The 26537-nt window shown below is 67.6% G+C and carries 31 protein-coding genes; 15 read left to right on the forward strand and 16 right to left on the reverse strand.

Annotated features, from left to right (window positions below; all coding sequences use genetic code 11):
* Positions 1 to 59: 59 nt before the first annotated feature.
* The 3 genes from ACWF4Z_RS19655 to mshD all read right to left on the reverse strand — a co-directional run bounded on the left by ACWF4Z_RS19655 (position 60) and on the right by mshD (position 2753).
* Positions 60 to 356, reverse strand: a complete 297-nt coding sequence (locus ACWF4Z_RS19655; protein ID WP_452244512.1) for a PKD domain-containing protein — start codon at positions 354 to 356, stop codon at positions 60 to 62.
* A 647-nt stretch (positions 357 to 1003) separates the two neighbouring features.
* Positions 1004 to 1636 carry a DUF6318 family protein gene (locus tag ACWF4Z_RS19660; protein WP_452244513.1) on the reverse strand — a complete coding sequence of 211 codons (633 nt, stop codon included), beginning with the start codon at positions 1634 to 1636 and terminating at the stop codon, positions 1004 to 1006.
* 169 nt (positions 1637 to 1805) lie between these two features.
* Positions 1806 to 2753 carry a mycothiol synthase gene (mshD, locus tag ACWF4Z_RS19665; protein ID WP_452244514.1) on the reverse strand — a complete coding sequence of 316 codons (948 nt, stop codon included), beginning with the start codon at positions 2751 to 2753 and terminating at the stop codon, positions 1806 to 1808.
* A 159-nt stretch (positions 2754 to 2912) separates the two neighbouring features.
* Between mshD and ACWF4Z_RS19670 the strand changes: the two genes are divergently transcribed.
* Both ACWF4Z_RS19670 and ACWF4Z_RS19675 read left to right on the forward strand, forming a co-directional pair.
* On the forward strand, positions 2913 to 4691 hold the full coding sequence (locus tag ACWF4Z_RS19670) for a bifunctional metallophosphatase/5'-nucleotidase (RefSeq protein ID WP_452244515.1): 1779 nt from the start codon (positions 2913 to 2915) through the stop codon (positions 4689 to 4691).
* Positions 4692 to 5183: 492 nt separating this feature from the next.
* Entirely contained in the window at positions 5184 to 5606 is a 423-nt protein-coding gene (locus ACWF4Z_RS19675) for a hypothetical protein (RefSeq protein WP_452244516.1), read from the forward strand.
* Between the two features lie 19 nt (positions 5607 to 5625).
* Here the strand turns inward: ACWF4Z_RS19675 and ACWF4Z_RS19680 are convergent, their stop codons facing one another.
* Positions 5626 to 5886, reverse strand: a complete 261-nt coding sequence (locus ACWF4Z_RS19680; RefSeq protein WP_452244517.1) for a MoaD/ThiS family protein — start codon at positions 5884 to 5886, stop codon at positions 5626 to 5628.
* Between the two features lie 143 nt (positions 5887 to 6029).
* Between ACWF4Z_RS19680 and ACWF4Z_RS19685 the strand changes: the two genes are divergently transcribed.
* Positions 6030 to 6740, forward strand: a complete 711-nt coding sequence (locus ACWF4Z_RS19685) for a winged helix-turn-helix domain-containing protein (protein ID WP_452244518.1) — start codon at positions 6030 to 6032, stop codon at positions 6738 to 6740.
* 67 nt (positions 6741 to 6807) lie between these two features.
* On the forward strand, positions 6808 to 8181 hold the full coding sequence (locus ACWF4Z_RS19690) for a hypothetical protein (protein ID WP_452244659.1): 1374 nt from the start codon (positions 6808 to 6810) through the stop codon (positions 8179 to 8181).
* On the opposite strand, the gene ACWF4Z_RS19695 is transcribed toward ACWF4Z_RS19690, so the two are convergent.
* From ACWF4Z_RS19695 to arfB, 4 genes are all read right to left on the reverse strand, one after another.
* Entirely contained in the window at positions 8135 to 8740 is a 606-nt protein-coding gene (locus ACWF4Z_RS19695; protein ID WP_452244519.1) for a hypothetical protein, read from the reverse strand. The two genes, ACWF4Z_RS19690 and ACWF4Z_RS19695, sit on opposite strands and share 47 nt — an antisense overlap.
* Complete coding sequence (locus tag ACWF4Z_RS19700) at positions 8737 to 9300, reverse strand: hypothetical protein (RefSeq protein WP_452244520.1); 564 nt, start codon at positions 9298 to 9300, stop codon at positions 8737 to 8739. The genes ACWF4Z_RS19695 and ACWF4Z_RS19700 overlap by 4 nt, the downstream gene beginning before the upstream one ends.
* Positions 9297 to 9935: a hypothetical protein gene (locus ACWF4Z_RS19705; RefSeq protein ID WP_452244521.1), complete on the reverse strand. Its 639-nt coding sequence runs from the start codon at positions 9933 to 9935 to the stop codon at positions 9297 to 9299. Before ACWF4Z_RS19705 ends, ACWF4Z_RS19700 begins: the two co-directional genes overlap by 4 nt.
* Before the next feature lie 63 nt (positions 9936 to 9998).
* The gene (gene arfB / locus ACWF4Z_RS19710) at positions 9999 to 10433 is read right to left on the reverse strand and encodes an alternative ribosome rescue aminoacyl-tRNA hydrolase ArfB (protein ID WP_452244522.1); all 435 of its coding nucleotides are present in this window, start codon (positions 10431 to 10433) and stop codon (positions 9999 to 10001) included.
* 83 nt (positions 10434 to 10516) lie between these two features.
* Here arfB and ACWF4Z_RS19715 point away from each other — a divergent pair, with 83 nt between their 5' ends.
* The 6 genes from ACWF4Z_RS19715 to ACWF4Z_RS19740 all read left to right on the forward strand — a co-directional run bounded on the left by ACWF4Z_RS19715 (position 10517) and on the right by ACWF4Z_RS19740 (position 15402).
* A complete protein-coding gene (locus ACWF4Z_RS19715) occupies positions 10517 to 10945 on the forward strand; it encodes a TlpA family protein disulfide reductase (protein WP_452244523.1) in 429 nt (142 codons plus the stop codon).
* Positions 10946 to 11020: 75 nt separating this feature from the next.
* The gene (locus tag ACWF4Z_RS19720) at positions 11021 to 11962 is read left to right on the forward strand and encodes an RDD family protein (protein ID WP_452244524.1); all 942 of its coding nucleotides are present in this window, start codon (positions 11021 to 11023) and stop codon (positions 11960 to 11962) included.
* 280 nt (positions 11963 to 12242) lie between these two features.
* Positions 12243 to 12713, forward strand: coding sequence for a DUF4395 domain-containing protein (locus ACWF4Z_RS19725; RefSeq protein WP_452244525.1), 471 nt, complete (start codon positions 12243 to 12245; stop codon positions 12711 to 12713).
* Between the two features lie 12 nt (positions 12714 to 12725).
* On the forward strand, positions 12726 to 13574 hold the full coding sequence (locus ACWF4Z_RS19730; RefSeq protein WP_452244526.1) for a sulfurtransferase: 849 nt from the start codon (positions 12726 to 12728) through the stop codon (positions 13572 to 13574).
* Positions 13575 to 13577: 3 nt separating this feature from the next.
* On the forward strand, positions 13578 to 13874 hold the full coding sequence (locus tag ACWF4Z_RS19735; protein ID WP_452244527.1) for a DUF1416 domain-containing protein: 297 nt from the start codon (positions 13578 to 13580) through the stop codon (positions 13872 to 13874).
* Positions 13875 to 14175: 301 nt separating this feature from the next.
* The gene (locus tag ACWF4Z_RS19740; RefSeq protein ID WP_452244528.1) at positions 14176 to 15402 is read left to right on the forward strand and encodes a choice-of-anchor P family protein; all 1227 of its coding nucleotides are present in this window, start codon (positions 14176 to 14178) and stop codon (positions 15400 to 15402) included.
* A 103-nt stretch (positions 15403 to 15505) separates the two neighbouring features.
* Here the strand turns inward: ACWF4Z_RS19740 and dtd are convergent, their stop codons facing one another.
* From dtd to ACWF4Z_RS19760, 4 genes are read right to left on the reverse strand one after another with little or no spacing between them, the layout of a single operon-like run.
* Positions 15506 to 15931 (reverse strand): D-aminoacyl-tRNA deacylase, encoded by a 426-nt coding sequence (gene dtd, locus ACWF4Z_RS19745; protein ID WP_452244529.1) that lies wholly within the window; start codon positions 15929 to 15931, stop codon positions 15506 to 15508.
* The gene (locus ACWF4Z_RS19750) at positions 15928 to 16359 is read right to left on the reverse strand and encodes a hypothetical protein (protein ID WP_452244530.1); all 432 of its coding nucleotides are present in this window, start codon (positions 16357 to 16359) and stop codon (positions 15928 to 15930) included. Before ACWF4Z_RS19750 ends, dtd begins: the two co-directional genes overlap by 4 nt.
* Positions 16359 to 16655, reverse strand: a complete 297-nt coding sequence (locus tag ACWF4Z_RS19755) for a molybdopterin-dependent oxidoreductase (RefSeq protein WP_452244660.1) — start codon at positions 16653 to 16655, stop codon at positions 16359 to 16361. The genes ACWF4Z_RS19750 and ACWF4Z_RS19755 overlap by 1 nt, the downstream gene beginning before the upstream one ends.
* A complete protein-coding gene (locus ACWF4Z_RS19760; RefSeq protein WP_452244531.1) occupies positions 16598 to 17527 on the reverse strand; it encodes a molybdopterin-dependent oxidoreductase in 930 nt (309 codons plus the stop codon). The genes ACWF4Z_RS19755 and ACWF4Z_RS19760 overlap by 58 nt, the downstream gene beginning before the upstream one ends.
* Positions 17528 to 17679: 152 nt before the next feature.
* Here ACWF4Z_RS19760 and ACWF4Z_RS19765 point away from each other — a divergent pair, with 152 nt between their 5' ends.
* Entirely contained in the window at positions 17680 to 18237 is a 558-nt protein-coding gene (locus tag ACWF4Z_RS19765; protein WP_452244532.1) for a hypothetical protein, read from the forward strand.
* Positions 18237 to 19958, forward strand: a complete 1722-nt coding sequence (locus ACWF4Z_RS19770) for a hypothetical protein (protein WP_452244533.1) — start codon at positions 18237 to 18239, stop codon at positions 19956 to 19958. Before ACWF4Z_RS19765 ends, ACWF4Z_RS19770 begins: the two co-directional genes overlap by 1 nt.
* Before the next feature lie 57 nt (positions 19959 to 20015).
* Here the strand turns inward: ACWF4Z_RS19770 and ACWF4Z_RS19775 are convergent, their stop codons facing one another.
* A complete protein-coding gene (locus ACWF4Z_RS19775; RefSeq protein ID WP_452244534.1) occupies positions 20016 to 20378 on the reverse strand; it encodes a DsrE family protein in 363 nt (120 codons plus the stop codon).
* Positions 20379 to 20540: 162 nt separating this feature from the next.
* On the opposite strand from ACWF4Z_RS19775, the gene ACWF4Z_RS19780 reads away from it, so the two are divergent.
* Positions 20541 to 21035 (forward strand): FABP family protein, encoded by a 495-nt coding sequence (locus ACWF4Z_RS19780; RefSeq protein ID WP_452244535.1) that lies wholly within the window; start codon positions 20541 to 20543, stop codon positions 21033 to 21035.
* Here ACWF4Z_RS19780 and ACWF4Z_RS19785 read toward each other — a convergent pair.
* Both ACWF4Z_RS19785 and ACWF4Z_RS19790 read right to left on the reverse strand, forming a co-directional pair.
* A complete protein-coding gene (locus tag ACWF4Z_RS19785; RefSeq protein WP_452244536.1) occupies positions 21032 to 21709 on the reverse strand; it encodes a response regulator in 678 nt (225 codons plus the stop codon). The genes ACWF4Z_RS19780 and ACWF4Z_RS19785 overlap by 4 nt on opposite strands.
* A complete protein-coding gene (locus tag ACWF4Z_RS19790; protein ID WP_452244537.1) occupies positions 21702 to 22958 on the reverse strand; it encodes a sensor histidine kinase in 1257 nt (418 codons plus the stop codon). Before ACWF4Z_RS19790 ends, ACWF4Z_RS19785 begins: the two co-directional genes overlap by 8 nt.
* Positions 22959 to 23054: 96 nt before the next feature.
* Here ACWF4Z_RS19790 and ACWF4Z_RS19795 point away from each other — a divergent pair, with 96 nt between their 5' ends.
* On the forward strand, positions 23055 to 24434 hold the full coding sequence (locus ACWF4Z_RS19795) for a cation:dicarboxylate symporter family transporter (RefSeq protein WP_452244538.1): 1380 nt from the start codon (positions 23055 to 23057) through the stop codon (positions 24432 to 24434).
* Positions 24435 to 24590: 156 nt separating this feature from the next.
* Here ACWF4Z_RS19795 and ACWF4Z_RS19800 read toward each other — a convergent pair whose 3' ends face one another.
* Positions 24591 to 25412 carry an LLM class flavin-dependent oxidoreductase gene (locus ACWF4Z_RS19800; protein WP_452244539.1) on the reverse strand — a complete coding sequence of 274 codons (822 nt, stop codon included), beginning with the start codon at positions 25410 to 25412 and terminating at the stop codon, positions 24591 to 24593.
* Between the two features lie 111 nt (positions 25413 to 25523).
* Between ACWF4Z_RS19800 and ygfZ the strand changes: the two genes are divergently transcribed.
* Positions 25524 to 26516 carry a CAF17-like 4Fe-4S cluster assembly/insertion protein YgfZ gene (gene ygfZ, locus ACWF4Z_RS19805; RefSeq protein ID WP_452244540.1) on the forward strand — a complete coding sequence of 331 codons (993 nt, stop codon included), beginning with the start codon at positions 25524 to 25526 and terminating at the stop codon, positions 26514 to 26516.
* Positions 26517 to 26537: the final 21 nt, after the last annotated feature.

A 26537-nucleotide genomic window follows, 5' to 3' on the forward strand; every position in this document is an offset into this window, starting at 1 on the left:
ATGCAAAGGCCCGGGCACGTCGAGGTCCTCAGCCGGTTATCCACAACCCCGCCGTCAGATCAGCGAGTCGGATCAACCAACTCCGGGACAGCCTCCCGAACCTCCAACGGCGTGGCTGGGCCGGTGATCGGGACGGTGCCGTCGATGTACTGCCAACCGGTGTCCGCGACGTTGAAGCGAGCCGCGTAGTTGGTGGTCAGCGTGAGCTGGACCGATCCACGCCTCATGTACTTGTGCGTGATGTCCTTGGCCGGGTAAGGCTGACCAGGCGTACTCGTCGTCAACGCCGGCGTCCCATCCCCGAACCGCCAGGTATAACTGATCGGCGTAGCCTCCACCACGACCGGAAAACCCAACAACGTAACGGTCGTGCTAGAAACCTTGCTGTCCTCGGTATAAACAATAGTCTCGTAATTAACCAACGTCCGCCCACTCGGCTGCACCGTCACCGCCAACCCCGGAAACACAACACTCTTCGTCTCCGCCAACACCTGCTCCCAACTAACATCCTGAGGCCGAGGAACAACCACCCGAGCCGGCAACGTCCGCCTCGTCATAGTCAAATCCTCCGGCCCAGTCGGCGTACACCGACTAGGCCCCGGTACCGTCCCATCCGGCTGCATCCGCCCGCAAATGCCGATGTTGAGCTTGATGTCGACCCGATCCGAGGTGTCAGAGGTCTGTGGCTCCTTGGTTATTGGAGAACCTGGCGGCTGATGTTTCCCATTGGATCCCTTTGGGTGGTTCGCAGACCCCGCGTCGGACTTTCTCGCGGGGTGGCCGCTCGCCAAGCGCCCGCCGATCCGCTGCGTTGCCTTCGCCTTGGCGCCCTCCTTGGTCAGGTTGACGCTCACCGGAGGTGGGGAAGTGGTGGGTTTGGGGTTAGGTGATTCGACGGCCCGCGGGGCGAGTGGCGGCTCGGCCGACGCCCAGGCCCTTTCCGACAGGGTGCCGACGACGAGCAATACTGCGGCGAGCCCGCCGAGGAGCGGCTTCCCGAGAGTCATTTCTTGTCGAGTTTCATCTCGTACATCACCCAGTTACCGCCTTGAGGGGAAAGCGCGAACTCCAGTGTGTAGTTGGTTGCCTTGATATTGATCGGGCTAGCTGTAGGCGTCGCTCGACTCACATACGCGCCGACGCTGACACTCGCAGATCCGCCGATATTTCCACCCTGACCGCGAACCAGTTCCGCTACGTCCGTGATTCGCTCGCGGTAGTCGCCGGTCAGAAGACCGTTGGCGGCGTTGGATTTCGCAACGAATGCCGCATATGACTTGCAGTTCTCGCAGCCGGCCTCGCTGGCGCCAAGCAATAGGCTTGTATCGCCGGTGTCAGCCGCGTAATTTGTCAAGTCGTTGTAGTAATGAATGAATTGTTCAGCTGCGGCGAGCGTGAGGCCGTTGGCTGTACTCGGCCGCTCTGGCGGCGCGACTGTCCCCACGGAGCCGGTTGTCGGTCCGGCGGTGCTGGCCGGAGTCCCCTCGGTGCCGCTCGCGCTTGGGCTACCCGAATTCGAAGGCGGGGCGGTGTTGGGGTGGCCGGCTTCGGGGCTGCCTGAGGTGCAGGCGGTTAGTAGGGCGGTTGTGCTCAGGCAGGTTAGTAGTAGGACGGCCTGCCTGTTGCGGGTAGTCACCTGTGTCACCTCTCCGTAGTCGCCACCGATCGTAGTCGGGGGTGGGCCTGGGTGGCGATGTCAGAAGTGGCAGCTGTGGATAAGTGGAGATTGGGGCCAGGAGCCGTCCGGCTGGGGGGTTAGAGGCGCGGACGGCTCCTGGTAGGGGTGGGACGGGGTGGGGTGGGGTTTATGACGCGGAGTGAGCGGTTGGATTCGTTGTGAGGTCGTTCACAGGGGCGTATTGGACGTCCAGGGCTGCGGTCGCGAAGCCTAGGGCGGTGTAGAGGTGGCGGGCTGCGGTGTTGGTGCCGTCTACGTAGAGGACGATGGCGTCCAGGTCGCGGTCGTCTTGCAGATGGTGGAGGCCTTGGAGGGTGAGGGCCTTGCCCAGGCCGCTGCCCTGGTACGACGGGGAGACGCCGACCACGTAGACCTCGCCGACGCCGTCCTCGACCTTGGTCCAGTGGAAGCCGGCCACCGCGCCACTCTCGGAGTCCACAGCCAAGAAGAAGCCGTTCGGGTCGAACCAAGGCTGCTGCAAGCGTTCGGTCAGGTCGGCCGCAGTCCAGCTGCCCTGCTCGGGGTGGTCCGCGAAAGCCTGGCTGTTCACCTCCAGCCACGCCGCATCGTCCTGTCCAGGCACAAATGTGCGTACGGCGATGCCCTCGGGCCACACCGGGTCAGTAAGAGCGGCCCTGGTACGACGCAGGAAGTACAGCTCCCGTGTCACCTCCAGACCGAGTCGACGGGCGAGCTCGTCAGAGCCGGGGAGCCGTCCGTGGGCCCACACCCGGGTGCGGCTCTCGCCGTGATCCAGGAGCATGCGGAGTAGCGCCGTACCGGTGCCTTGTCGTCTGGAGTGGGGTGCGACGAACAGTTCGGCTGAGCCGTCTGGTGCGAGCGCGCCGTACCCGATGAGGTTCCGGGCGCTCTGGAGGCCGGACACCTCGATTGTGCCGGGGTCGCCGTCGTACGCGAGGACGTGCACGTCGCCGGGGTGTTCGCCGTCGAGGTGGAGCAGGGAGCGCTCGGACAGTGGATTGACACCGTCGCTGTGTGCGGCGGCGCGGGCGAGTTCCGTGACGGCGGCGGCGGTGGCCGAGGGCAACGGTGAGGGTACGGCTTCGAGAGTCACGTGAATACCGTAAAAGGTCCGGCTGAGTTCATGCTCAGGTCCTTCTCCGGATCGCGCCATGTCGGGTAATTTCGCGGCACCGCGGACCTTTTCGCGGCGATCGCAGCCGCACACCACAGCCGCGGCGATCGAGACGACGACGGAGCAGACGGAGTAGACATGGCCTTGACACGACGAGACAAGACGCGGTTGGGCGGACGGCGGGCCCTCGGGCTGATCGCCGCCGGGACGGCCGCGGTGCTCGCCATGGCCACGGGGGGAACCGTGACCCAGGCAGCGCCGGCGAGGCCCAAGCCGACGCACACGCAGATCCAGTTGCTCGCCATCAACGACTTCCACGGCAACCTGGAGCCGGCGACGGGCTCGGGCGGCAACATCAACGGCATCCCGGCGGGTGGCGCGGCGTATCTGGCCACGCACCTCAAGGACCTGCGCGCGGCCGCGGCCGCCAAGGGACAGGACTCCGTCACCGTTGCCGCAGGTGACCTGATCGGCGCCTCGCCGCTGCTGTCGGCCGCGTTCCACGACGAGCCGACGATCGAAGCGCTGAACGGGATGGGCCTGGAGGCCGCGTCGGTCGGCAACCACGAGTTCGACGAGGGCTGGCACGAGCTGCTCCGGATGCAGTCCGGTGGCTGCCTGCCGGACGGCGACGGGCAGAACAACCAGAACTCCTGCCCGGACACGAAGCACCCGTTCAAGGGCGCGCAGTTCAAGTACCTCTCGGCGAACGTGTTCTTCGAGAACACGCAGCAGACGCTGTTCGCGCCCTACACGATCAAGAGCTTCGACGACGGCCGCAAGGTGGCGTTCATCGGCATGACGCCGGAGAACACGCCGAACATCGTCACCAAGGCCGGCGTCGAAGGGCTGACGTTCAAGGACGAGGTCGAGACGGCGAACAAGCTGGTCCCGATCCTGAAGAAGAAGGGGGTGAAGTCGATCGTCGTGCTGCTGCACGAGGGTGGCTTCCCGGCCGACCCGAAGGCGTACAACAGCTGCCCGGGGATTTCCGGTCCGGTCGTCGACATCAACGCCGGGCTGGACCCGGAGATCGACGCGATCATCTCCGGTCACACCCACCAGGCCTACAACTGCTCGCTGAAGGACAGCGCCGGTCAGCCTCGCCTCGTCACCAGCGCGTCCTCGTTCGGCCGCCTCGTCACCGAGGTCCGGCTGAGCATCAACAACGCGACCAACGACGTCGACCGGGTGAACACGCTCGCCAACAACGAGATCGTCACCCAGGACGTGCCGCAGGACCGCAAGACCAGCGAGTTGGTTGCCAAGTACAAGCAACTGGTCGCCCCGATCGAGAACAAGGTGATCGGCCACATCACCACACCGTCGGTGGTGCGGACGAACGACGACTCACTCGAGTCACCGCTGGGCAACCTGATCGCGGATGCGCAGCTCGCCGATCCGTCCGTCGTGTCAGGCGGGAAGACTCCGGTCGCGGCGTTCATGAACCCGGGCGGGATCCGGGCCGACCTCGCGTCGACCAACGGTGAGGTCACCTTCGGACAGGCGTTCACGGTGCAGCCGTTCAACAACTTCCTGGTGTCGATGGACATGACCGGGACACAGATCAAGGCGTTGCTGGAGCAGCAGTTCTCCGGGCTGAACGGGCCGGAAGCGCCGAAGTTCAAGGTGCTCCAGGTGGCCGGCATCACCTACACCTGGAACCCGGCCGCCGCGGCCGGCTCGAAGATCGTCGCGGGCTCGATCACGATCGGCGGACAGCCGCTGGTGGACGCGACGCCGTACCGCATCGTCACCAACAACTTCCTGTCCGACGGTGGCGACGGGTTCCCGGCGTTCACCACCGCCACCAACAAGGTCTTCGGCGGCCTCGACATCGACGCCTTCTCGAAGTTCCTGAGCGCGCACGATCCCTACACCCCGGGTCCGACGGACCGCATCTCCACCGGCTCCTGACGCACCAGCCGGTGCGCCGCCAGCCCGGCGGCGTACCGGCTCACGCTCCAGGCAAGCGCGGCCCGTCCCGCCAACCCTGTGGGCGCGGGTGGCTGGAAACTCAGGTGCCGGGGCGGACGTGGCGGCCTAGGGTTTGGCGGACTGCTCGGTCTGGGTGACGGTCGAGGCTGAGCTCCCGGGGACACCGCTGTACGAGGCGGCTCCGGCGTTCGGGTCCGCCGGGTGGGACCGGACGCGCGATTGTGTGGTTGAGGTTCTGGAAGCGCTCGCGCAGGTGGAGGTGCCGGACGTCGTACGGCGAATGTCTGTCTTGGACGAGTCACAACCCTTCCGACCGGAAGGAGTCGTACGAGCGGGATTCCGGCATGCCGCTCGACGGGCACCTGTTCAGCAGCCCGGCCGTCGTCGCGTTGTTGGGCTGACCAGCAAGGCTTGGGGGATGCCGAAGGTTGGTGGTACCTTGCGTGTTCGGTCTTTTACGGAAGGTGACCGATGGCGCACGTTGCACCCACTTCGCATCGCCGTGCTTCCCGCTCATCACGCAGGCGTCGCGGTACGAACCAGACCGGTACGAACCAGCCCAGGACGAGCCGGGGCGGCGCTCATCAGGCCGGGGCTCGTCGAGCCGCTACTGACCGGGCCGGAGCTGGAACGGACCAGCACGACGACTGGGTCGACGGACCGATCCAGACGCGCACGTGGCTGGGGCTGACGTTCGCGTTCGTCCTTGGGCTGGTGTTGACGGCCCAGGCTCATGTCGGCGTGCATGCGGCCGGGATCACCCTGCTCGTCATGCTGGTTCCGCTGACAGTGGGCGTGTTCGTGACGGCGTTCCGGCGCGGGTTCGGATCCGGCACGGCGGCCTTGACCACCGGCGCCGCCCTTGCCTTCGTTCTGCTGAAGTTCTTCTTCTGAAAGCCACCCAAAAGACGGCTCAGCCGCCCGCGAACGGCGGCAGCGCGTCGACCTGAGCCCCCGCCTGCAGAGCGGTCGCGGGGTCCGCGCGCTCCCCGTCCAGCAGGAACGTGCAGATCGACAGCACCCGGGCCAACTCCGGACGATCGGCCGAGACAACAGCGATCAGGTCGCGGATCGAGGTCGCCTCGGCGGTCGCGGTGGACCGGCCGGCCGCGGAGCGCGCGGCGGCGAAGTACCTGATCGTCACTTCCGGCATGTGGTCGGACGCCTCACTCATCGGTTAAGTCTTCGGCTATTATGTCAGCTTGCTGTTGCTATCCCAGTGTGGCTCGGGCCCCCGGCAAGGACGCCGTTGGGGCCTGACGCGCACAAGGACCGGGTCGCTCACCAGGGATCCGACGATCAGCACAAGGAGACAGCGTGAGCACGTTGCTTCTGCTGACGAACGCATTGCAGGCCTCCACCGAGGTCCTGCCGTCGCTCGCCCTGCTGCCGCACCAGATCCGGATCCTCCCCGCTGAGGTCGCCGCTCTCGTCGACGCCCCAGACGCGGATGCCGTCCTGCTCGACGCACGCCGTGACCTCGTCGCGGTGCGGAGCGCGTCCCGCCTGATTCGTACGACGGGGATCGACGTACCGCTGATCCTGGTCGTCACCGAGGGTGGTCTGACCGCGGTCAACGCGGACTGGGGTGCGGACGATGTGCTGCTCGACACGGCCGGTCCGGCGGAGATCGAGGCACGGCTGCGCCTGGTGATCGGCCGCCTCGCCGCCGTGCGGAACGAGGAGCCCGACTCCACGCTGATCCGCAGTGGTGACGTCGTGATCGACGAAGCGTCGTACACGGCGAAGCTCAACGGGCGGGCGCTCGACCTGACGTACAAGGAATTCGAGCTCTTCAAGTTCCTCGCGCAGCACCCCGGGCGGGTGTTCACCCGGGAGCAGCTGCTGCAGGAGGTCTGGGGCTACGACTACTTCGGTGGCACTCGGACGGTGGACGTGCACGTACGACGGTTGCGCGCCAAGCTCGGCCCTGAGCACGAGTCACTGATCGGCACCGTGCGGAACGTCGGATACCGCTTCGTCATCCCGCCCGCGGCCACTCGCGAGACAGCCGAGGCGACCGCCTGAGCCAGCCGCCTGAGCCAGCCGCAGGGCCGGGTGGAACCTGCGGGGAGGTAGATTCGGCGCCGTGGCGATGGAGTCGGGGACGCTACTCACCACGGTGGGGCGTGCGGGGGTCTTGTTCGGCAAGGCTTGGCCGCGTCTGTTCGCGGTGTTCCTGATCGCCCAGCTCGCGCATCGTGGACTGCAGTGGGTCGCGGTACAGGCGGGCGCGAAGGCCGAGGCGGCCGGCATCGCCGTACTGGCGCTGCTCGTGGTGGTGTCGCTGGCGATGTACGTGGCGATGTTCCTGGTGATGCGCGGCGAGCTGCCGTTCCACCGCAGAGCCGTCGCCGAGGGCGTGCTCGCCCCGGACGGCATGGAGCCGGGCCGGGAGCACCGCCCGCTGGACGCGCTCGCCGCGGCGCTGCTGCCCTTCCTGGCGTTCTACGCGGCGTACAAGTTCCTGCAGAACGAGGCCCTCGACTACGAGTACCAGCTCGCCGTCCACAAGGTGAACGAGACCGCAGCCACGATCTTCAACGGTGGAACGGTGGCGCCGCAGTCCGAGGGGCTGCAGTCGCTGTCGACCTGGTTGTTCGTCGGGCTCGGCGTCACGGCGTACCTGCTCCGACTCCTGTTCAAGAAGTGGCGCAAGGACAAGGAAGGCCCGGTCCGCAAGCTGTTCGTCACGTACCTCGAGGCGCTGTGGATCTTCGTGGTCGCGTACCAGGCGACCTCGTACATCCCGTCGCCGAAGTCGTGGCTGAAGGAACGGCAGGTGTGGCTGTGGCTGCACGACGGCTACAGCTGGGTGCTCGACCACGTGCTCGGCGTGAACCAGGTCCGCGAGGTCTGGGACGCCGTCACCGGATTCGTTGCCGCAGGCATCGGTGATCTGTGGAGCGCGGCCGTGCTGCCACTGATGTGGATCACGATGACAGCGGTGATCTACGGCCGTTCCGTGCAAAAGCTCGAGAAGCCGCGCTGGCGGTTCGACCGGATCACGCGGCGTTGGGAGCAGACTCCCCGGCTCGTCCGCGCCGCCGGGAACTCGGTGGTCTCGGACTGGAAGGACCGCTGGACGCCGGTCGTGGACGCGTTCCGGCTGGTCGTACGGTCCGGGCTACGCCCGATGCTGGGGTACTTCCTGGCCTGGGCGGTCGTCACCTTCGCGGCCAGCGCGGTCTGGATCGTGCTCAAGGTGTACGTCCTCAGCCCGCACACGCTGCAGTTCTGGCTGGTCATCGACGAACCGCTCAACCTGGTCACCGACGGCCTGAAGATCATGCTCCAGGTCAGCCTGCTCGCCGCCGCGTACGACCGGATGGTCGGCGGCCTGGCCGGCTACCTCACCCCGCGGACCCGCGCGCTCCACCAGCAGGCCCCCGGCGACCACGGCATCACCGACCTGACCGCGGCTACCTCGGGAATTCCAGATACTGAGGAAGCTTCGTCGCCCACGTGATCGTCGGTTGAACGCTCGCCGCGACCGATGACGGTACGACGAACACCGCGACCGTCTCGAACGGTTTCCCGGCCACCGGCTTCACGAAGTACTGCGCCAGCGGACCACGCCAGCTCTGCGGCTTGTCGTCGTACCCGCCGCTGCAGCCCGTCGGCCGGTCCTGGAAGTTGTCCGCCAGGATGCTCTCGTCCCACGTACGCCCGTCCGGCGCGCGCAGGTGGATCTGGCAGCCGCCGAGCTTGTCGAGCGTCGACAGCTGCGCCACCTGCAGCCGGAAGTACACGCGAACCCGCGTGGTTCCGGGCGGCAGCGGGGGATTGGTACCGGTCGACGTCGGCTCCGGGTCCACCTCGGTGCTCGCGGCGTACCAGGTGGCTCCTTGGTACGACGTTCCGCCCGCGGCGACGACCACGGCATCGCGCGGCTCCCCGTCGTACCAGGTCTTGTAGTCGCTGTGCGTCGTCCACCAACCGGCCACCGGGATCGCGATGACCAGCGTCGCGAGGGCCACGCTGTTCGTCCGGAACCAGCCGCGGCGGGCCCGGCGTGCGCCGCTCATGAGTCGCTCGCCGGGGTCAGGGTCTCCACCTTCGCCACTTCGGGGTCGCTCTTGATCCCCAGCGGCACGGTGACCTGGGCTTCGAGATCGTTCAGGATCGCCTTCTCCATCACCTGCAAGGTTGCTCCGGGCACCTTGTCGGCCGGCATCTCGACCACGAACGACCCGTGCACCGGGATGTCCGGCGCGAGCTGGAACCCGGTCAGGTCGATCTCGCCGAGACCGTTGCGGTTGGCACCGAGGTACGTGACGCCGTCGGAAGCGCGGATCTGCACCTTGTTCAGGTGGATCGGCTCGCGCTTCGCGGTCACGATCGCGTCGACGATCACGAAGTCGGTCAGGGTGTCGCGGACCGACCCCTGGATCTTCAGGGTCTTGGCGACCTTCACGTCCTTGACGGTCAGGTCGAACCGCGGGGTGTGGACCGGGCGGTCGACGATGCCCTTCACCGCGACCGGCTCCTGGATGTCCTTCTGGGTCGGCGTCAGCCGGTAGAGCCCGACGATCGCGACCAGGACGGCCAGCGTGAGGGCGATGTTGAGGAGCTTACGACCGCTCATTTGTTGGTGTTGTCCTTGACCTCGACCGTGCTCTCGGCGGCGATCTTGTCCGGCAGCCACGTCTCGTGGTGGTCCAGCAGCGACTCGTCCTCGTGCTCGTACCCCTGCACGGTCAGCTTGACCTCGGTCGGCAACTTCTTCAGGTCGGGCAATTTCCACACGTACGCGACGTCCTCGCCGGCGTCCGGGGTCAGCATCGGGCTCATGGTCTGGTCACGGAGGTTCGTGGTGCCCATCGGCGGAGCGTCGTCCTTGATCCCTGGTACGCCGATCAACCGGATCAGATCCTGTGGTGGCGTCGTACCCGTGTCGTCGGTGACCTTCAGCTTCGTCACCACCGCGATCAGCGCACCGCCGTCGTCGGGGCTGAACAGTGGCTTCAGGTCCTTCGCCGTGACCACACGCTGGATCGTGACCTCGAACTGCCCGGTGTCGATCGCCGCACCCGCACCCACGCTCGGCGTCGCGTCATCGGCCTTCTTCAGCCCGCCGAACGCCGCCGAGATCACGAGCAGCACCACAGCCGCGCTGATTACCCAGGTCCGGACCGAGCGGCCGCGCACCTTGATGTGCTGCAGCTCCGGAAGCTCCTCCGGAGCCTCCGGCTCAGTCCCCCCGTTCCCCGAATCCGGCACGGCAGTCAGGGTAAACCAGCACCAGGGCCGCCCTAGGGCCCGCAACGGAACCAGCGCGGGGCGCTAGTCCTCCGGACGGCCTCGGAGGCGCTTCGTCTGGCCTCGACGCTTCTTGCTGTCGAGCCGGCGCCGGACCGAGGCCTTGCTCGGTTTGGTCGGCCGCCGCGGCCGTGGCGGGGGAGCGATCGCCTCTCGCAGCAGTGTGACCAGTCGCTCCCGCGCCGCCTCACGGTTACGCCACTGCGACTTGTACTCCGATGCGGCGATCGTGACCACACCGTCGACCAGACGGGATTGCAGCCGTTCGAGTGCCCGGGACTTCAGTACGTCGCTCAACGCCGTCGTACTCGCGACGTCGTAGCTCAGCTCCACCCTGCTGTCCGTGGTGTTGACGGACTGCCCACCCGGCCCGCCCGACCGCGAGAACCGCCACGTCAGCTCCGCCTCGGGGATCACCACCCCGGCCCGAACCGCCAATCCGCTCTCCACGGACCCCATTGTCCAGTCTGAGGAGTGCTGTGTCGTCCGAGGAGTGAAATGCGCGGTTGAACCGTCAACACACCGCCGTACTGTGGATAACTGTGAGCTTGGGTATCTGGGTCCTGGTCGGCGCGTTGGTGGCCGGTGTGGTCCTGAGCGCGCTCAAGGCGTGGATCGACGGGCGATTCCGGGGAAAGGCCGAGGACGTGGAGCGGGTGTCGGCGGCCGAGATCGGTGCGGAGCTCGGAGACCGAGCGACGCTGCTGCAGTTCTCGTCCGCGTTCTGTGCGCCCTGCCGGGCCACTCGGCGGACGTTGGCCGAGGTCGAGGGCATGATCGACGGAGTGCGGCACGTAGAGCTCGATGCGGAGTCGCATCTGGAGCTGGTCCGGCGACTCGACATCCTGCGTACTCCGACGACGCTGGTGCTCGACCGCACCGGTGCGGTCGTCAAGCGGGCCAGTGGTGCCCCGCGCAAACCTGATGTGATCGCGGCCCTGGCCACTGCGATCGAGCGCCAAACCAACTGACTCAGCCAAACTGAGACCGACCGCAACGTGCCATCGGATGGCGGTTGCCCTCCGTTGTAGGGAATGCTGGGGCGCGTGAGCTTCCAAGCCGGTTGGTACGACGACCCACAGGACCCGACCCAGCAGCGTTACTGGGACGGGAGCACCTGGACGGATCAACGCCGTGCCCAGCAGGGCCCACCGCCGTACCAGGGTCAGTTCGGGCAGCAGCCAGGCCAGACCGACCAGCCGAGCCAGACCGCGCAGCACGGCCAGGTGTACGGCGGCGCTCAGCCAGGACCAGCCCAGTACGGCCAGCCGACCCCAGGTCAGCCGAGCGCAGGCCAGTACGGGCAGGCGACCCCAGGCCAGTACGGCGTAGGCCAGTTCGGTGCAGGCCAGTACGGCGGTCAGCCGGGCCAGGGGTATCCGCCGTACCCGCAGCAAGGCCAGGGCTACCCGCCGCAGGGCTACGGGTATCCCGGCCAGGGCCGCCACATGACTCCGGACGGTCAGGCGCTCGCCGGCTGGTGGCGACGGGTCTGGGCGCGCATCCTCGACTCGATCATCGTCGGCCTGGTCGGCCTGCCGTTCACCGGCTACTTCTACTACAAGTACTTCCAGGTGATCTGGAACAACACCTCGGACCTTGCGGATCGGGCGGCGAGGGGTGAGCAGCCGCCGAGCACGTTCAGCATCCCGGCCGAGGCGTACAAGTGGGTGATTCCGGCGCTCCTGATCGGGATCGTGGTGTCGTTCGTCTACGAGTACCTGTTCCTCACCAAGAAGGGCGCAACGCTCGGCAAGATGGCCCTCGGGCTCAAGGTGCGGCTCCGCGACGTCCCGGGGAATCCGTCCGGCTCCGCGGTGGCCAAGCGGATCGGCTTCGTCGTCGGGATCGGTGTGCTCGGCGTGATCCCGCTGGTCGGGACGCTGGTGGGTTTCGTGGCCCTGCTCGACGACCTCTGGCCGCTCTGGGACGACAAGAAGCAGGCCCTGCACGACAAGATCGCCGCCACGAATGTGGTGCTCGCCTAGCAGTTGTCCGAGGCGTGATCATTTGTCTCACCAGGTGGGACCACGGCTGGCAGGTCTCGCTGGTTTCCGTACTCTCGGTTGCGTGGCGTATACGACGTGGCTGACCAAGCGCAGGGCAGTGGACAACTGCCGGATGCGCTCGTCGCTGTGTCGTCGCCGCTGACCAGGCGGCGTCCCGAGCGCTGCGAAACCGGTCGCTGAGCACGGTTTCGCGTACGTCGTCTTCCCGCAGACCCGGGCGGGTTCCGGCTCGACAGTCCTCCTTCTCCGAGGGGTCGTCATGTCCGAACCACAGGCAGGCCAGGAGTCAACCCAGAAGTCGGCACCACAGGTCGACCCGCGCGGACTCAGGTTCGCGGCCGGTGTGACCACGGTCGTGCTGGCGTTGACGCTCGTACTGAACAACCCGTGGCCGCTTGCGGTGCAGGCCGTGGTGTTCGCGATCTCGGTCGCGTTCGGGGTCCAGGCCTCGCCGTACGGGCTGTTCTTCAAGCGGGTGATCCGCCCCCGGCTGGGTCCGCCGAAGGAGCTGGAGGACGCGGCACCGCCGCGGTTCGCGCAGCTGGTCGGCCTCGTCTTCGCGGTCCTCGGCCTGATCGGTTACCTGTCCGGGGCGACCGTGCTGGGCGTGGTCGCGACCGGATTCGCCCTGGTGGCCGCGTTCGTGAACGCGGCGGTCGGGCTCTGCCTCGGCTGCGAGGCCTATCTGCTGATCCACCGCATTCGTACGCCAACAACCGCTACCAACTGAGAGGCAGCACACATGAGCAGGGAATCCGCGCTCGTCTCGGCCGACTGGGTCGAGGAGCACAAGAACGACGCCGGTGTCGTCCTGATCGAGGTCGACGAGGACGTCTCGGCGTACGACGCCGGCCACATCGCCGGTGCGATCAAGCTGGACTGGAAGGATGACCTGCAGGACGCGGTCCGCCGCGACTTCGTCAACCAGGAGCAGTTCAGCGCGCTGCTGTCCGAGCGTGGCGTGAAGAACGACGACACGGTCGTGCTGTACGGCGGCAACAACAACTGGTTCGCGGCGTACGCGTTCTGGTACTTCAAGCTCTACGGCCACGCCGACGTCCGCCTGCTCGACGGTGGCCGCAAGCGCTGGGAGCTGGACAGCCGTGAGCTGACCGACGAGGTCGTCAAGCGCGACGCGACCGAGTACCAGGCCAAGGAGCCGGACCTGAACATCCGGGCCTTCCGCGACGAGGTCAAGGACGCGATCGGCGTCAAGAACCTGGTCGACGTCCGCAGCCCCGACGAGTACGCCGGCCGGCTGCTCGCCCCGGCCCACCTCCCGCAGGAGCAGGCGCAGCGCGCGGGTCACATCCCGACCGCGGCCAGCATCCCGTGGAGCAAGGCGGCCAACGACGACGGCACCTTCCGCTCCGACGACGAGCTGAAGACCCTGTACGCCGATGCCGGCGTCGACTTCGACAAGGACACCATCGCGTACTGCCGCATCGGCGAGCGCTCGGCGCACACCTGGTTCGTGCTGCACGAGATCCTCGAGCAGCCGAACGTGAAGAACTACGACGGTTCGTGGACCGAGTGGGGCTCGCTGGTCGGCGTCCCCGTCGCGCTCGGCGACGAGCCCGGGAAGGCCTGACCCATGTGCGGAGCCAAGCAGGGCGGCCTTGACCTCAAGGGCGTCGACATCGACAAGGAAGCCGTGATCCAGGGCCAGGTCCTGCGCGGCGAGGAGCCGGTCGGCGGCGCCTACGTGCGGCTGCTCGACTCCTCCGGCGAGTTCACCGCCGAGGTGCCGACGTCGGCGACCGGGCACTTCCGGTTCTTCGCGGCGCCGGGCAGCTGGACGCTGCGCACGCTGGCGCCGAAGGCCGACCCGGTCGACCGCCAGGTGGTCGCCCAGTACGGCGAGGTCGCGGAAGTGGCCGTCACCGTCTGAGCTGTCGTTCGTTACTGATGGTGCCACCCCTACCCGGCGGTGGCCCACCCTGAGTAAGACCCCAGGGGCCCGGACCTTGCGCGTCCGGGCCCTTCGGCATGTCCGGAATCCCTGACAGAACAAGGGTTTTCGGGTCATCGCATCGGAGTTACGGGTAGCCGCCGGAATCTCGCGGGACGAGCGTCAATGTAACGGTTCTGTCTCGGAGTGCGTTCTTCTCGTTACCTACCGCTACCGCCTGAGTTGTGTCAGTGTCCTGGCCCGCGATTCGGGTCACGTCATCACTCAGGGAGGAGGGGTCATGAGACCCCGCATCGGATACAAGAAGCTCGCTGTCGTCGGAGTTGCGGCGGTAGTCGGCGTGGCTTCGACGATCGCGCTGACCTCGGGTTCGGCATCCGCGTCGCCGGTCTACGGCTACAGCGGTTACTCGTACGGAACCGACGTCGAGTCGGGTCTGGCCAACAGCGGTCCGCAGGTCATCAGCAAGTTCGGCTGCACGACGGACGCCACCAAGTCCGACCGCAACGACATCGCCACCGCGAACGTGAACGACCAGGCGATCGCGCGCACCGTCAAGACCGAAACCCACGCCTTCGACGACAAGAGCGGCACGGGCGTCACCAGCACCGCGACCGCCGTCGACATCAAGGTCGGGAGTCTGCTCACGCTGACCGGTGTGAAGACCACCACCACGGCGAAGTACTCCAAGGGCAAGCTGTCCTACACCGGCAACACCACCTTCGCCGGCGTGAAGATCGGCGCCATCTCGGTGCCGTCGCTGATCAACCCGAAGTGGAACACCAAGGTCGCCGTTCCGGGCCTGGGCTACATCGTGCTGAACCGCGTCGGTGGCGTGAAGACGAGCTCCGGCATCTACTCGTACGCGCAGGCTGTCGTGATCCACGCGAACGTCAAGAACGCGTATGTCCCGCAGGGCGTCGACGTCGCGGTGCTGAAGACCCGCGCGGAGATCTCGAAGCCGGCCACCGCGCTGGTCATCGGTTCCGCGTACGGCACGCAGGCGAACGTCGACAAGTTGGTCGTCTCCAGCCCGACGTCGCTTCAGACCACCTGCCAGGGGACTGAAGGCAAGACCGTCCGGGTCGCCGTCGGCGAGGTCAACATCCCGAAGGTCGCCTACGTGGGTGCGGTCTACACCACGAAGAACGGCGCCATCGGAGCGGACAAGTCGTACATCAACTTCACCTCGCACGTCGGTGGAGTGAAGGTCGGCAACCTGTTCATCGGTGCGATCGAGTCGTCCGCGTCCGCGTGGAAGACCAAGGACAACAAGGCCGGCGTGTCGTCGTCCTCGAGCATCGCCTCGATCCGCGTCGGCAACCGGGTCTACCCGGTCGCGACCGGTGAGAACAAGACGCTGAACATCCCGGGTGTCGCCAAGCTGACCTTCAACCAGGTCCTGCGGCAGAAGCGCTACATCTCGGTGAACGCTCTGGTGATCGACGTCTACAGCCTGAACACCCGCGTCATCGTCGGCCACTCGGCCGCCGGCGTCGTCAGCTGATTCAGCCCGCACCACCTTTCTGAGTCGAACCTCACCGACCCAGAACGCCGACTCGGCCCCCGGATCCCTTGCGGATCCGGGGGCCGGTTCTTTAGGTCGTGTCCTACGCGTCGAGGATGAGGGTGACCGGGCCGTCGTTGACCAGGGCAACCTTCATGTCGGCGCCGAAGCGGCCGCGTTCGACCTTGGCACCCAGGTCCTCCAGCGCGGTGCAGAAGGCGTCGTAGAGCGGTTCGGAGACCGGGCCGGGCGCTGCGGCGCTCCAGGACGGGCGACGGCCCTTGCGGGTGTCGGCGTACAGAGTGAATTGGCTGATCGCGAGGATCGGTGCCTGCTCGTCTGCGGCGGAGCGTTCGTCGCGGAGGATGCGCAGGGCCCAGATCTTGGCGGCGAGGGCGGTTGCCTGTTCCGGCGTGTCGTCGTGGGTGATGCCGACCAGGACCAGGAGCCCTGGCTCGTCGATCGCGCCGATCACCTCGCCCTCGACGGTGACGGACGCCTGGCTGACTCGCTGTACGACGGCTCTCATGCCTCCATTGTTCCGCGCGGGCGGATCCGCTCGACCACGAACACCACTGCGCCGGCTACCACGATCGTTGCCTCCAGCAATAGCCAGTCGCGGAGGTAGTCACGCGGGAGCACCGTCGGATTGATGCCCTTGCCTTGGCGCAGCAGGAGTGGGATCGCGATCAGGGTGGTGAGACCGACGTACAACAAGGTGGTGCGGACGGCGCCGACGGTCCGGTGGTGATCCGGGCCGATGGACCACCGGGTGACCAGCCAGCCGATGCCGACGGTCAGTGGCACGAGGAAGAAGTCGTCCGCGAGCACGGCACCACCGAGCCACAGGGGCAGACGAACCAGGGCCGGTCCCTGCACTGCGCTGAGCAGCAGCCAGAGTCCCCACAGCCCGATTCCGACTCCGACGGCGGCCATCGCGGCACGGATCTTCAGCATCAGATGATCTCCAGACGGTGGACCCACTTGGTTTGCAGTACGCCGGGGCGGTTGGGGGCGATGATGCGACCGGGGAAGCCGTGGTCTAGGGCGAGTTCGGTGCCGTTGAGGCGCAGCGCCAGTAGCGTCAGCGGGTCGTCGGCGAACTCCGGTGGTAGCTCGGTGGTGGCGTAGAAGCCGCCCTTCTCCATCGAGAGGACGCGGACCCGCGAGTCCTGCGGTGCACCACAGAGGCGGATCAGGTCGCGGATCCGCTGCCCTCCCAGCGCGCGCCCTGGCTCCAGCCCTCTACACAGGCGATCGGCAGGTCGGAGCGACTCTGTGGCAGTTGCTGCAGCTCGTTGATCGTGTACGACAGTTGCTGTGGGCCCTTGATCGTGAAGCGCCAGTCCGCGTCGATCCCGGTGACGCCCGCGTCCTTCGCCGTACGGTTGATCGGCAGGCCCTGCGGGCCGACGTTGGGCTTGCGGGGAGCCAGGACGGCGATCGGGCCGAAGGCCGGGACCGACTGGCCGATCGTGGTGATACCGACGAGGGAGGCGGCACCGGCGACCGTCCGGAGCAGGCCACGACGGGTCAATCCGGTGATTGCCGGCGGCAATGAGTCGGTCTTCGGGTCCACAGGCAGGGAACGGTCTTCCGCCGTACGACGCCAGTGCTTGACGATCAGTGGGAGCTTGACGGCCAGGTGGACGACGAGGGAGCCGACGATGATCCAGGCAAGCGCGTAGTGGGTCTGCTTGAACGGGAATGGCCACGGATACCACTGGATGGTGTTGAGGAAGCCCGTGAACAGTTCGAGCGCCATCGCCGAGACCAGGACGAGGATCGAGAGCCGTTCGACGATCTCGGCGAGCGCAGCCCGGCTCGGCGGCCACGGTGGCTTCGCGAACAGCTTCGGGTAGACCGTCCACAACTTTGCCAGCAGCAACGGAACGGCGACGATGCCGCTCAGCACATGCAGTCCCTGGGTCACCCGGTACAGCGAGGCCGGCCGGCTGGGGATGGTCAGCCAGCTCGGCGTGTCCTGCTGCAGGTGGCTGAACAGGCCGGTCAGGAAGCAGATGACCACCGCGATGCCGAGCCAGCGTCCGATCATGACCGCCGTCCGCGGATGGTGCAGCCGCGACGGGAAAGACTTCACGGTCGGTGGGGCCGGGAGCTTCATACGTCCACTACAACGCAGTCCAGTCCGTCTGTCGGTCGCTGATCGCTTACTGCTCGCTGACGGAGCCGGTTATCCACAGGCTGCGTCGGAGCGGAGGTGGAGGGGACCGGTTGGGGCTTAGGCTGGGCGGACGGAGGAAAGGAGTGCGGCGGGTGAAGACTCAGGAGCGGCCGTCCGACGACGACGAGCGCGCGATGACGGATCTGGCTGAGGTCTCGGACTGGAGACCGATCTGGGGGCCGCCCGCGTCCGGCATGGAGGCGATCCGTGCGCTGGTCGCTCGTGTCACCGCCGCCACCGGCTGGCGCCCTTGGGCTCCTGGTGACATCGATCCTGACCGCTTCGCCTGGGGCCTTGTGACTCCGCGCGAGACCGTGATGCTGGTTCTGCCGGACGCCGTCCTGCCGGAGAGCCCGCGCAGTGGGTGGTCGGCGTACGACATCGCTGCCTCGGAGCTACCTCAGGCCGAGGAGGGGCTGGACGACCACTGGCCCGGGCAGCTCGCGCTCGCCCGGAAGTTCTGGGGTCCGCCGGTCTTCGTCGGGCCGGGATCGGATCCGCGGGTTCCGATCGAGTGGCGCGACCGCCGCCGTCATCTGGCCGTCTGGCTTCGGCCGGGCGCCGAGTACCACCTGTACGCATCTCAGCCGGGACCGGATGACACTGCTGCCGGGTTCGGATACTCCGTCTATGCCAGCGAGGTGGCGTAATGGCCGACGCCGACGACTCAGTCAATGACGTAATCCAGCAGACCCTGGCGGGGCTTCGCCGGATCTTCCGGCCGGCGCGCGCCTTGCTCAGCCGTTCGCGGTTGCTCCGTTGGCTGACACGCCTGACCCAGTCACAGCGCCATCGAGTGGGCACGGAGACGGTGCGCGACAACGGGGCGTGGAGTCCGAACTACGACACTGAGCGCCAACTGAATGGCGCCCAGGCGAGGTGGCTCAATGCCCACCGCGACCTGCAGGCGCAGGAGGCGAATCTCAGGGACCTGCGGGCGGAGGTCGCCGATCTCGGTCAGCAGGCGGCTCAGCGGGACCGGGACCTGCATGAGGCGAGGGGTAACGACAACGACCCGCTGCGGGACCCGAACAGCGACAGGCCGTTCGTCGTTGAAGGCGAGGTCGTGGACAGCCACGACACGCCTCTCACTGCCGAGCAGGCCGCGCGCGATGCGGATCGGGCTGCGGCTGACAGGGACCAGGCCGCGCAGGACGCAGACCAGGCCAAGAGAGATCGGGACGACGCGCAGGAGACCGCCGACCAGTCACCCGGTGCGGCCGGCACCGTCGCGGAGGTCGCCGCGGCCGAAGCTGTCGTGGTCGAGGCCGACGAGCTCCGGGACCGCGCCGAGGAGCAGGCGGAAACAGACTCCGACGAGCTGGCCGAAGCGGATCAGAAGGAGGACTTCGAGCAGGGGGCCGAGCTGAACGAGAACGGCGTGATCGAGCCGGTCGGTCCGGAGGCTCCGCGGGATCCCGAGCTGGATTCGGCGGCGGACGAGGTGGATTCGCCGACGGCTGAGGCCGATGAGGTCGGTACGTCCGCGGACGAGGTGGACGCGCCTGGACTCGATGCGAACGAGCTGGATTCGCTGGCGGCTGACGCGGACGAGCTCGATGCGCCTGGGGCCGAGGCAGATGAGGTCGGTGCGCCCGGGGCTGAGGCGGACGGGATTGACGCGGACAGGCTTGACGCGGACGGGATCGATCGGCCTGCGGGTGAGGTGGATGCGCAGGGCCAGGACTTCCAGCAACAGTCCGAGCTGAACGAGAACGGCGTGATCGAGCCAGTTGGCCCGGAGGCTCCGCGGGATCCTGAGGTGGATTCGCCGGCGGTCGAGGCGGATGGGGTGGATACGCCTGCTGCTCAGGCGAACGGGGTGAATGCGCCTGCGGCGCAGGCGGATGCGCAGGATCAGGACTTCCAGCAGCAGGCCGCGCTGAACGAGGACGGCGTGATCGAGCCGGTTGGTGCCGAGGCGCCCCGCGTCGACGAGCCGGATCAGCAGCAGGAGACAGGCGAGTCGGGCCCGGCTCTGCCGACGGCGACGGACGAACGGGACAGAAGCGAGCGCAACGAGCAGAACGCTCAGCAGGCGGGGCAGAGTGGGCCGGCCGTGGATCCGCCGGTGGAGGACTATGCGATCGCCGACCAGAAGGCCGCGATGTCGAACAACCCCGGTGCGCAGCAGAACCGGACGGGCGGGCCGAAGGAGATGTCGGACGGGGACAGGAACCATCTGAGGCACCAGGTCGACGCCGGGATCGAGCGGCCGGGTGCGCCGGCGCCGGCCGCAGCCCCGGCCACCTCGCAGGAGTCGAACGGCAATGGAGAGCGGTCGTTCAACGATCGTCAACTGGCGAACCAAGGCAGCGGCCGCAGTGGCCCGAGCCAGGGAAGCAGTGGTCCGCCGGCACGCGGGGAGTAGCCCGCCGAGCTGAGCGAGTGGACAGCGACGCCAACGAGGCGTCGCTGTCCGGGGGCGTCAGTACACGATTGCCTGGGCGGTGTCGGCCAGGATCTCCTCGGTGAAGGCGGGGGCTCCGGCGATGCGGGTCCCAGGCAACAGGTCCGACTCGGTGAGATCGCGGCGTTTGGCGCACTGGGTGCACACCGTCAGCTGACCGCCCTCCAGGACAGCGGCAACCAGGTCCGCCAGCGGAGCCGCGTGCGGAAGCTCGAACGCCTCAGCCCGACCAGGTACGGCGAACCACACCGCCTCGCCGGTCAGCCACAACGAGACCGTGGCCCCGGCCGCGACCGCAGTCGCCGCGACCGTAAAGGCTTGGTTGGCGCGCTCGGGTTCATCGGCGCCTGCGGTCAGTTTGATCACCAGCGTGCGGGACATCACGCCACGGTAGCCGACAGCCCCGCGAGCGTCCTCTAGACTGACGAACGTGCTGCACGTCATCTTCACCACGCTGCTGGTCCTGGTCTGTGTGTTCATGGGCTGGTTCTCGGCGTTCGTCGTCTACCGGCTGTATCGCGGCCGCAGCGCGAGCTGATCGACATGGCCTTCGAGATTCCGCAGGACCTGCACCCCGATCTGATCCCGCTCGCCTGGCTGCTCGGCCGCTGGGAGGGGCGCGGTCACGGCGACTACCCGACGATCGAGAAGTTCGAGTTCGGGCAGCAGATCGACTTCAGCCACAACGGCAAGCCGTTCCTGCACTACGTCAGCCAGACCTACGTGGTCGGCGAGGACGGCACCCGGGAGCGCCCGCTGGCGGTCGAGACCGGCTTCTGGCGCCCGCGTCCGGACAACAAGCTCGAGGTGATCCTGGCGCACCCGACCGGCTTCGCCGAGATCTGGTACGGCGAGATCGACGGCGCGAAGATCGAGCTGACGACCGACGTCGTCGCCCGGACCGTGAGCGCCAAGGAAGTCACCGCAGGCCACCGGCTGTACGGCCTGGTCAACGGCGAGCTCCTCTGGGCCTACGACATGGCCGCCGAGGGCCAGCCGCTCCAGCCGCACCTGTGGGCGACGCTCATCCGCGCCTAACTCTCCGCCACCCAGGAGTATTCGACCTTCGGTCGTCCGCTGCGCCCGTCGTAGCGCTGCGTCCGCAACGCCTGCCCCTGATCCGCCAGGTGCTCCAGGTATCGACGCGCCGTGATCCGCGACGTCCCCAACGACGTCGCGACCTCTTCGGCAGTCCAGCCCTCCCGGTCGCCGAGTAACTGAACGACGCGATCCAGTACAGACCCGGCCAGCCCCTTCGGCACCGACGAGACGGTTGCCGGATGCAACAGGCGGTCGACCTCTTCCTGATCGGCGACCACCTCGCCCAGCGCGGCAGCCCGCCGTTGCCGCGCGTACGCCGTCAAGCGGTCCCGCAATGTCTCGAACGCAAAGGGCTTCAGTACATACTGAACGACCCCGATCCGGGCCGCCGCCTGGACCGCGGCGACCTCCCGCGCCGACGTCACCGCGACCACGTCAGTTTGGTTGCCTAGGGCCCGCATTCGCCGGACGATGTCCAGCCCATGCCCGTCCGGTAGATGCATGTCCAGCAGTACGACGTCGACGTCACCACGGGCGAGCACCTGCAGTGCGCGAGCCGCCGTACCCGCGATCCCGATACACGTGAAGCCCGGCAACCGTTCGACGTACGTGCGATGGGCCTCCGCCGCGACCGGATCGTCCTCGACGACGAGCACCCTCAGGTCAGGCACTGGCACTCACCGCCCGCGGCAACCGGACCCGCACGGTCAGCGCCGGCACGTCGTCGAGCTCCGAATCCGGATCGACCATCAACGTCCCCTGCCATCGCTCGACCGTGCTCCGGACCAGCACGAGTCCGAGCCCGTGCCCGGGCTCGGACTTCGTCGTCCAACCCCGGTCGAACATGTGCGCCAACTCGACCGCGCCCAGCTCGGCGCCAGTGTTCGTGACCACGAGATCGATCGCGTCCGGCGTCGTACCGGCGCGAAGCTCGACCCGTCGCGGGGCCGGTCCGCCGCGCGCGGCCTCGATCGCGTTGTCGAGCAGATTACCCACGACCGTCACGACGTCCTGTGCAGGAAGCCTTGTGTTCAAGGCCTCCTGGCCCAACTCCAGGGTGAGTGCGACGCCACGCTCCTGCGCCTGTGACAACTTTGCCAGCAGCAACGACGCCAGTACGGGATCGCCGACCGTCCCGACCACCCGGTCCGTCATCGCCTGGGCGAACTGCAGTTCGGACACCGCGAACTCGCGGGCGCGTTCGGGCTTGCCGATCTCGATCAGGCTGACGACTGTGTGCAGACGGTTCGACGCCTCGTGGTTCTGTGCCTGCAGGGACTCGGCCAGGCTGCGTACGGCGTCCAGTTCGCCGAGCAACCGCTGCAGTTGGGTGTGGTCCCGCAGCGTCACGATCCAACCGGACCGGGCCGGCTGCTGGTTCACGACCACGACGCCGTTCGCGCCCAGGTGCAGTTCGTCGTACGCCGTTCGCCCGGCCCGCAGGAGCTCCGCGAGGGTGGACCCGAGGTGCAGCTCGTCGATCGGAGTCCCAGGCGGCGCCTCGCGCAACCCGAGCAGCTGGAGTGCTTCGTCGTTCGCGAGCTGAACGCGCCCGGCCGCGTCGAGCAGGATCAGACCCTCGCGGGCGGCATGCAGGACGCCCTCGTAGAAGTCGAGCATCCGGGCCAGCGACTGCGTCCCCATCCCGCGCGTAGCCTGCCGGACCCGCCACGTCACGAGCGCGTTACCGGCGATCGCGACGCCGAGCATCAGGCTCCCGATGCCGAGCATCGAGCGGAGGTCGTGCCGGATCAGGGTTCCCCAGTCGGGCACCGGGAGGCCGGTCGCGGCCGCGTCACGCTCCGCCTGGGCGCGGGAGCGGCTGACCAGCGTGATCCAGACCATCACGATCAGCACGGCGACAGTGCCCGTCTGCAGCCAGAGAACCTGGCGTCGAAGCTCCCACGGACGGTGTCGCATGCCGACAGTCTGCACTGAGAACGATATGAACGAAATGAGCACTTCGCCTGTGCGTCACGTCACAGTTACTCAAGCCCACCGTACAGGGAGTCCCACATGTCGAGCCCGAGCGAACCCCGACCGACTCCGGTCCGCAACGACCGGACCCATTTCCTCTACATCGCCGTCATCGTCGCCGTCTTCCTCGGCATCGGCGTCGGCCTGCTGTTCCCGGACTTCGCGGTCGAGCTGAAACCGCTCGGTACCGGATTCGTGAACCTGATCAAGATGCTGATCAGCCCGATCATCTTCTGCACCCTGGTCCTCGGCATCGGCTCGGTCCGCCAAGCCGCCCGGGTCGGCAAGGTCGGCGGTCTGGCGCTCGTCTACTTCCTGGTGATGTCGACGGTCGCACTCGCCATCGGCCTGCTGGTCGGCAACCTGGTCCAGCCGGGCAGCGGCCTGAACCTGACCGACAAGCTCCGCCAGCAAGGCCAGAGCCAGGCCGCCGGCGGGCACGAGACCACGACGGACTTCATCCTCGGCATCATCCCGAAGTCGCTGCTGTCCTCGCTGACCGAGGGTCAGGTCCTGCAGACCGTCCTGGTCGCGCTGCTGGTCGGCTTCGCGCTGCAGGCGATGGGCTCGAAGGGCCAGCCGATCCTGGTCGGCATCGGCCACATCCAGCGGCTGGTGTTCAAGATCCTGTCGATGATCATGTGGGTCGCGCCGGTCGGTGCGTTCGGCGCCATCGCGACCGTCGTCGGCGCGGCCGGCTCGACCGCGCTGCTCAGCCTGCTGAAGATCATGGTCGCCTTCTACATCACCTGTCTGCTCTTCGTGATCGTTGTCCTGGGCACCATTCTTCGGGCGGTCACCGGGGTGTCGATCTTCCAGCTGCTGCGGTATCTCGGCCGGGAGTTCCTGCTGATCGTGTCCAGCTCGTCGTCGGAGACCGCCCTGCCCCGACTGATCGGGAAGATGGAACACCTCGGCGTGGACAAGTCCGTGGTCGGTATCACCGTGCCGACCGGATACTCGTTCAACCTGGACGGAACCGCGATCTATCTGACGATGGCGTCGCTGTTCATCGCCGAGGCGATGGACACACCGTTCTCGCTCGGCCAGCAGATCTCCCTGCTGCTGTTCATGATCGTCGCCTCGAAGGGCGCCGCCGGTGTCACCGGCGCGGGCCTGGCCACCCTGGCCGGCGGTCTGCAGTCGCACCGCCCGGAGCTCGTCGACGGCGTCGGCCTGATCGTCGGCATCGACCGCTTCATGTCCGAGGCCCGCGCCCTGACGAACTTCGCGGGTAACGCGGTCGCGACGGTCCTGGTCGGCCACTGGGTCGGCGAGTTCGACAAGGACCAGGCCCGGCAGGTCTTCGCCGGCGAAGATCCCTTCGACGAAGCCGCCTTCGCCGCCGGCGACACCCACGCCGGCGACGTCCCCGAATCAAGCCCCGGGCTAACGACCGAACCGTCACCCACCCGCTGAGCCACTCTCCACCCCTCCCCACCACTGCCCGCCGAGCCACAGACCGGCGGGCAGCGGTGTGTCTACGGAGCTCCAGGCCATCACAATCGCCGCCGAGCCGAGGCTTCACGCCTGAAACCCGGTCGAATGCTGGATTGTGATGGCCTGGGGATCGGCCTACTTGCCGTCCAGGAGGTCGATGACGGGGGCGAAGTCTTCGAGGTAGCCGGAGTTGACGCTGATGTAGCTGGCGCCGATCTGGTCGCGGCGGCGCTGGAGCTCGTCGGCCATCTCCTGCGGGGTGCCGCGGAGCAGCATCAACGAGTCCATCGCCTCAAGCTCGTCGGGGTCGACGCCGGAAGCGCGCTTGGTCCACGGCGGCAAGGGGCGCGTCCCTGCGGCGAGCAGGTTCATCGCCAGCTCGATGTCGTCAGCCCGAGATCCGGCCAGCTCCCGTAGTTCGTGAGCCACGGCGGCGATCTCCTCGCGTGGCGTGGTCGCATCCTTGGCCAGCGAGACGATGTCGGCCCGCTCGGCCGCCAACGCCAGCGCTTTCGGTCCACCCGCGGCCAGCATGATCGGCGTACGACGTTCGCCGTCGAGCTCGCGCAGCAGGTCGAGGGTCTCGATCACCTGCTCCCGTCGTTCCCGCGCTGTTCCCCAGCGCAGACCGACCTCGGCCGTCTGCTGCTCCGCGACCGGACGGCCGGTACCGATGCCGAACTCGAACCGGCCCTCGGTGAGCACGGTCAACGTGTGCGCCTCCCAGGCAGCCTGGCGCGGCGTCCGCAGTGGCGCGGCCGCGACGAACGTGCCGACCCGGATGTCGGCGACCGCGGCCGCCATCGCCAACGACGAGAACGGCGCGGGGAGCTGGAGGCCGTCCGGCATCAGCACGGTCGAGAACCCGAGGTCCGCGGCCTGCCGGACCGTCTTCACCCACTCCGCACCGGTCGTCGGACTCCCCGCTACGCCGAACCGGAATCGCCTGTCGCTCATCGCTCGTCCCCTTCGTCAGATGTGATGCCCTCAGACTGGCGGCGAGACAGGGTCGTCCACATCCCACCCCGGGAGGCGTTCGCCGTACGCCGATCGACGTACTCTGGTGACATGTCACGGATGCGCAGCCCCCTGCTGGACCGGCCCGGTGCGGTCGAGGCCGACGGACCCGACGCCGGGGTTGCGGCGCATTACGGCTCTGACCTGCGCGAACAGCGGGCCTTGGTGGCCGGCCAGGCGTTCGTCGACCTGTCGCACCGCGATGTCGTCACGATCACCGGCCCGGACCGCCTGACCTGGCTGCACGCGCTGACCACGCAGTACTTCGAGGGCCTGAAGCCTGGTACGTCGACCACCGCGCTGCTGCTCTCGCCGACCGGCCACATCGAGCACGTGATGTACGGCGTCGACGACGGCGAAACGTTCTGGCTCCACACGGAGCCCGGCGCCGCGGCCGCGCTGGTCGAGTGGCTGCAGAAGATGGTGTTCATGTCCCGCGTCGAGATCGCGGACGTGACCGATGACTACGCGATCATCTGGCGCCCGGGAGCTGCGGCAGGCCCACATCTGACCCGCAGCGGTGCGGACTCGCTCGGCGGGCACGAGGTATTCCTGCCGCGCGCCGAGTTGGCTGCGCTCGAGGGCCCGGCGGCCGGGATCTGGGCGTACGAAGCGCTCCGGATCGAGTCCGGCGCGCCACGGTTCGGTCTCGACACCGACGACCGCGCGATCCCGAACGAGGTCGGCTGGCTCGGCGTCGGCGTACACCTGGACAAGGGCTGCTACCGCGGCCAGGAGACCGTCGCCCGCGTACACAACCTGGGCCGCCCACCGCGCCGCGTCGTACGACTCCTCCTCGACGGTTCGGTCGACCACCTGCCCGCCCACGGCTACGCCGTCCGCGCCGGCGACAAGCAGGTCGGCTTCATCGGCTCCGCATCCCGGCACCACGAACTCGGCCCGATCGCCCTCGCCCTGATCAAACGCAACGTAGATCCCGAAGCAGTCCTGGAGATCGTCGCCGCCGACCAACCCACCGTGACAGCCACCCAGGAGATCCTCGTAGACCCCGAAGCAGGTCTCCACGTCCGCGCCCGTTTGTGAGCGGAATCATTCGCAACAGTT

It is taken from the genome of Kribbella sp. NPDC055071 (assembly GCF_053608045.1).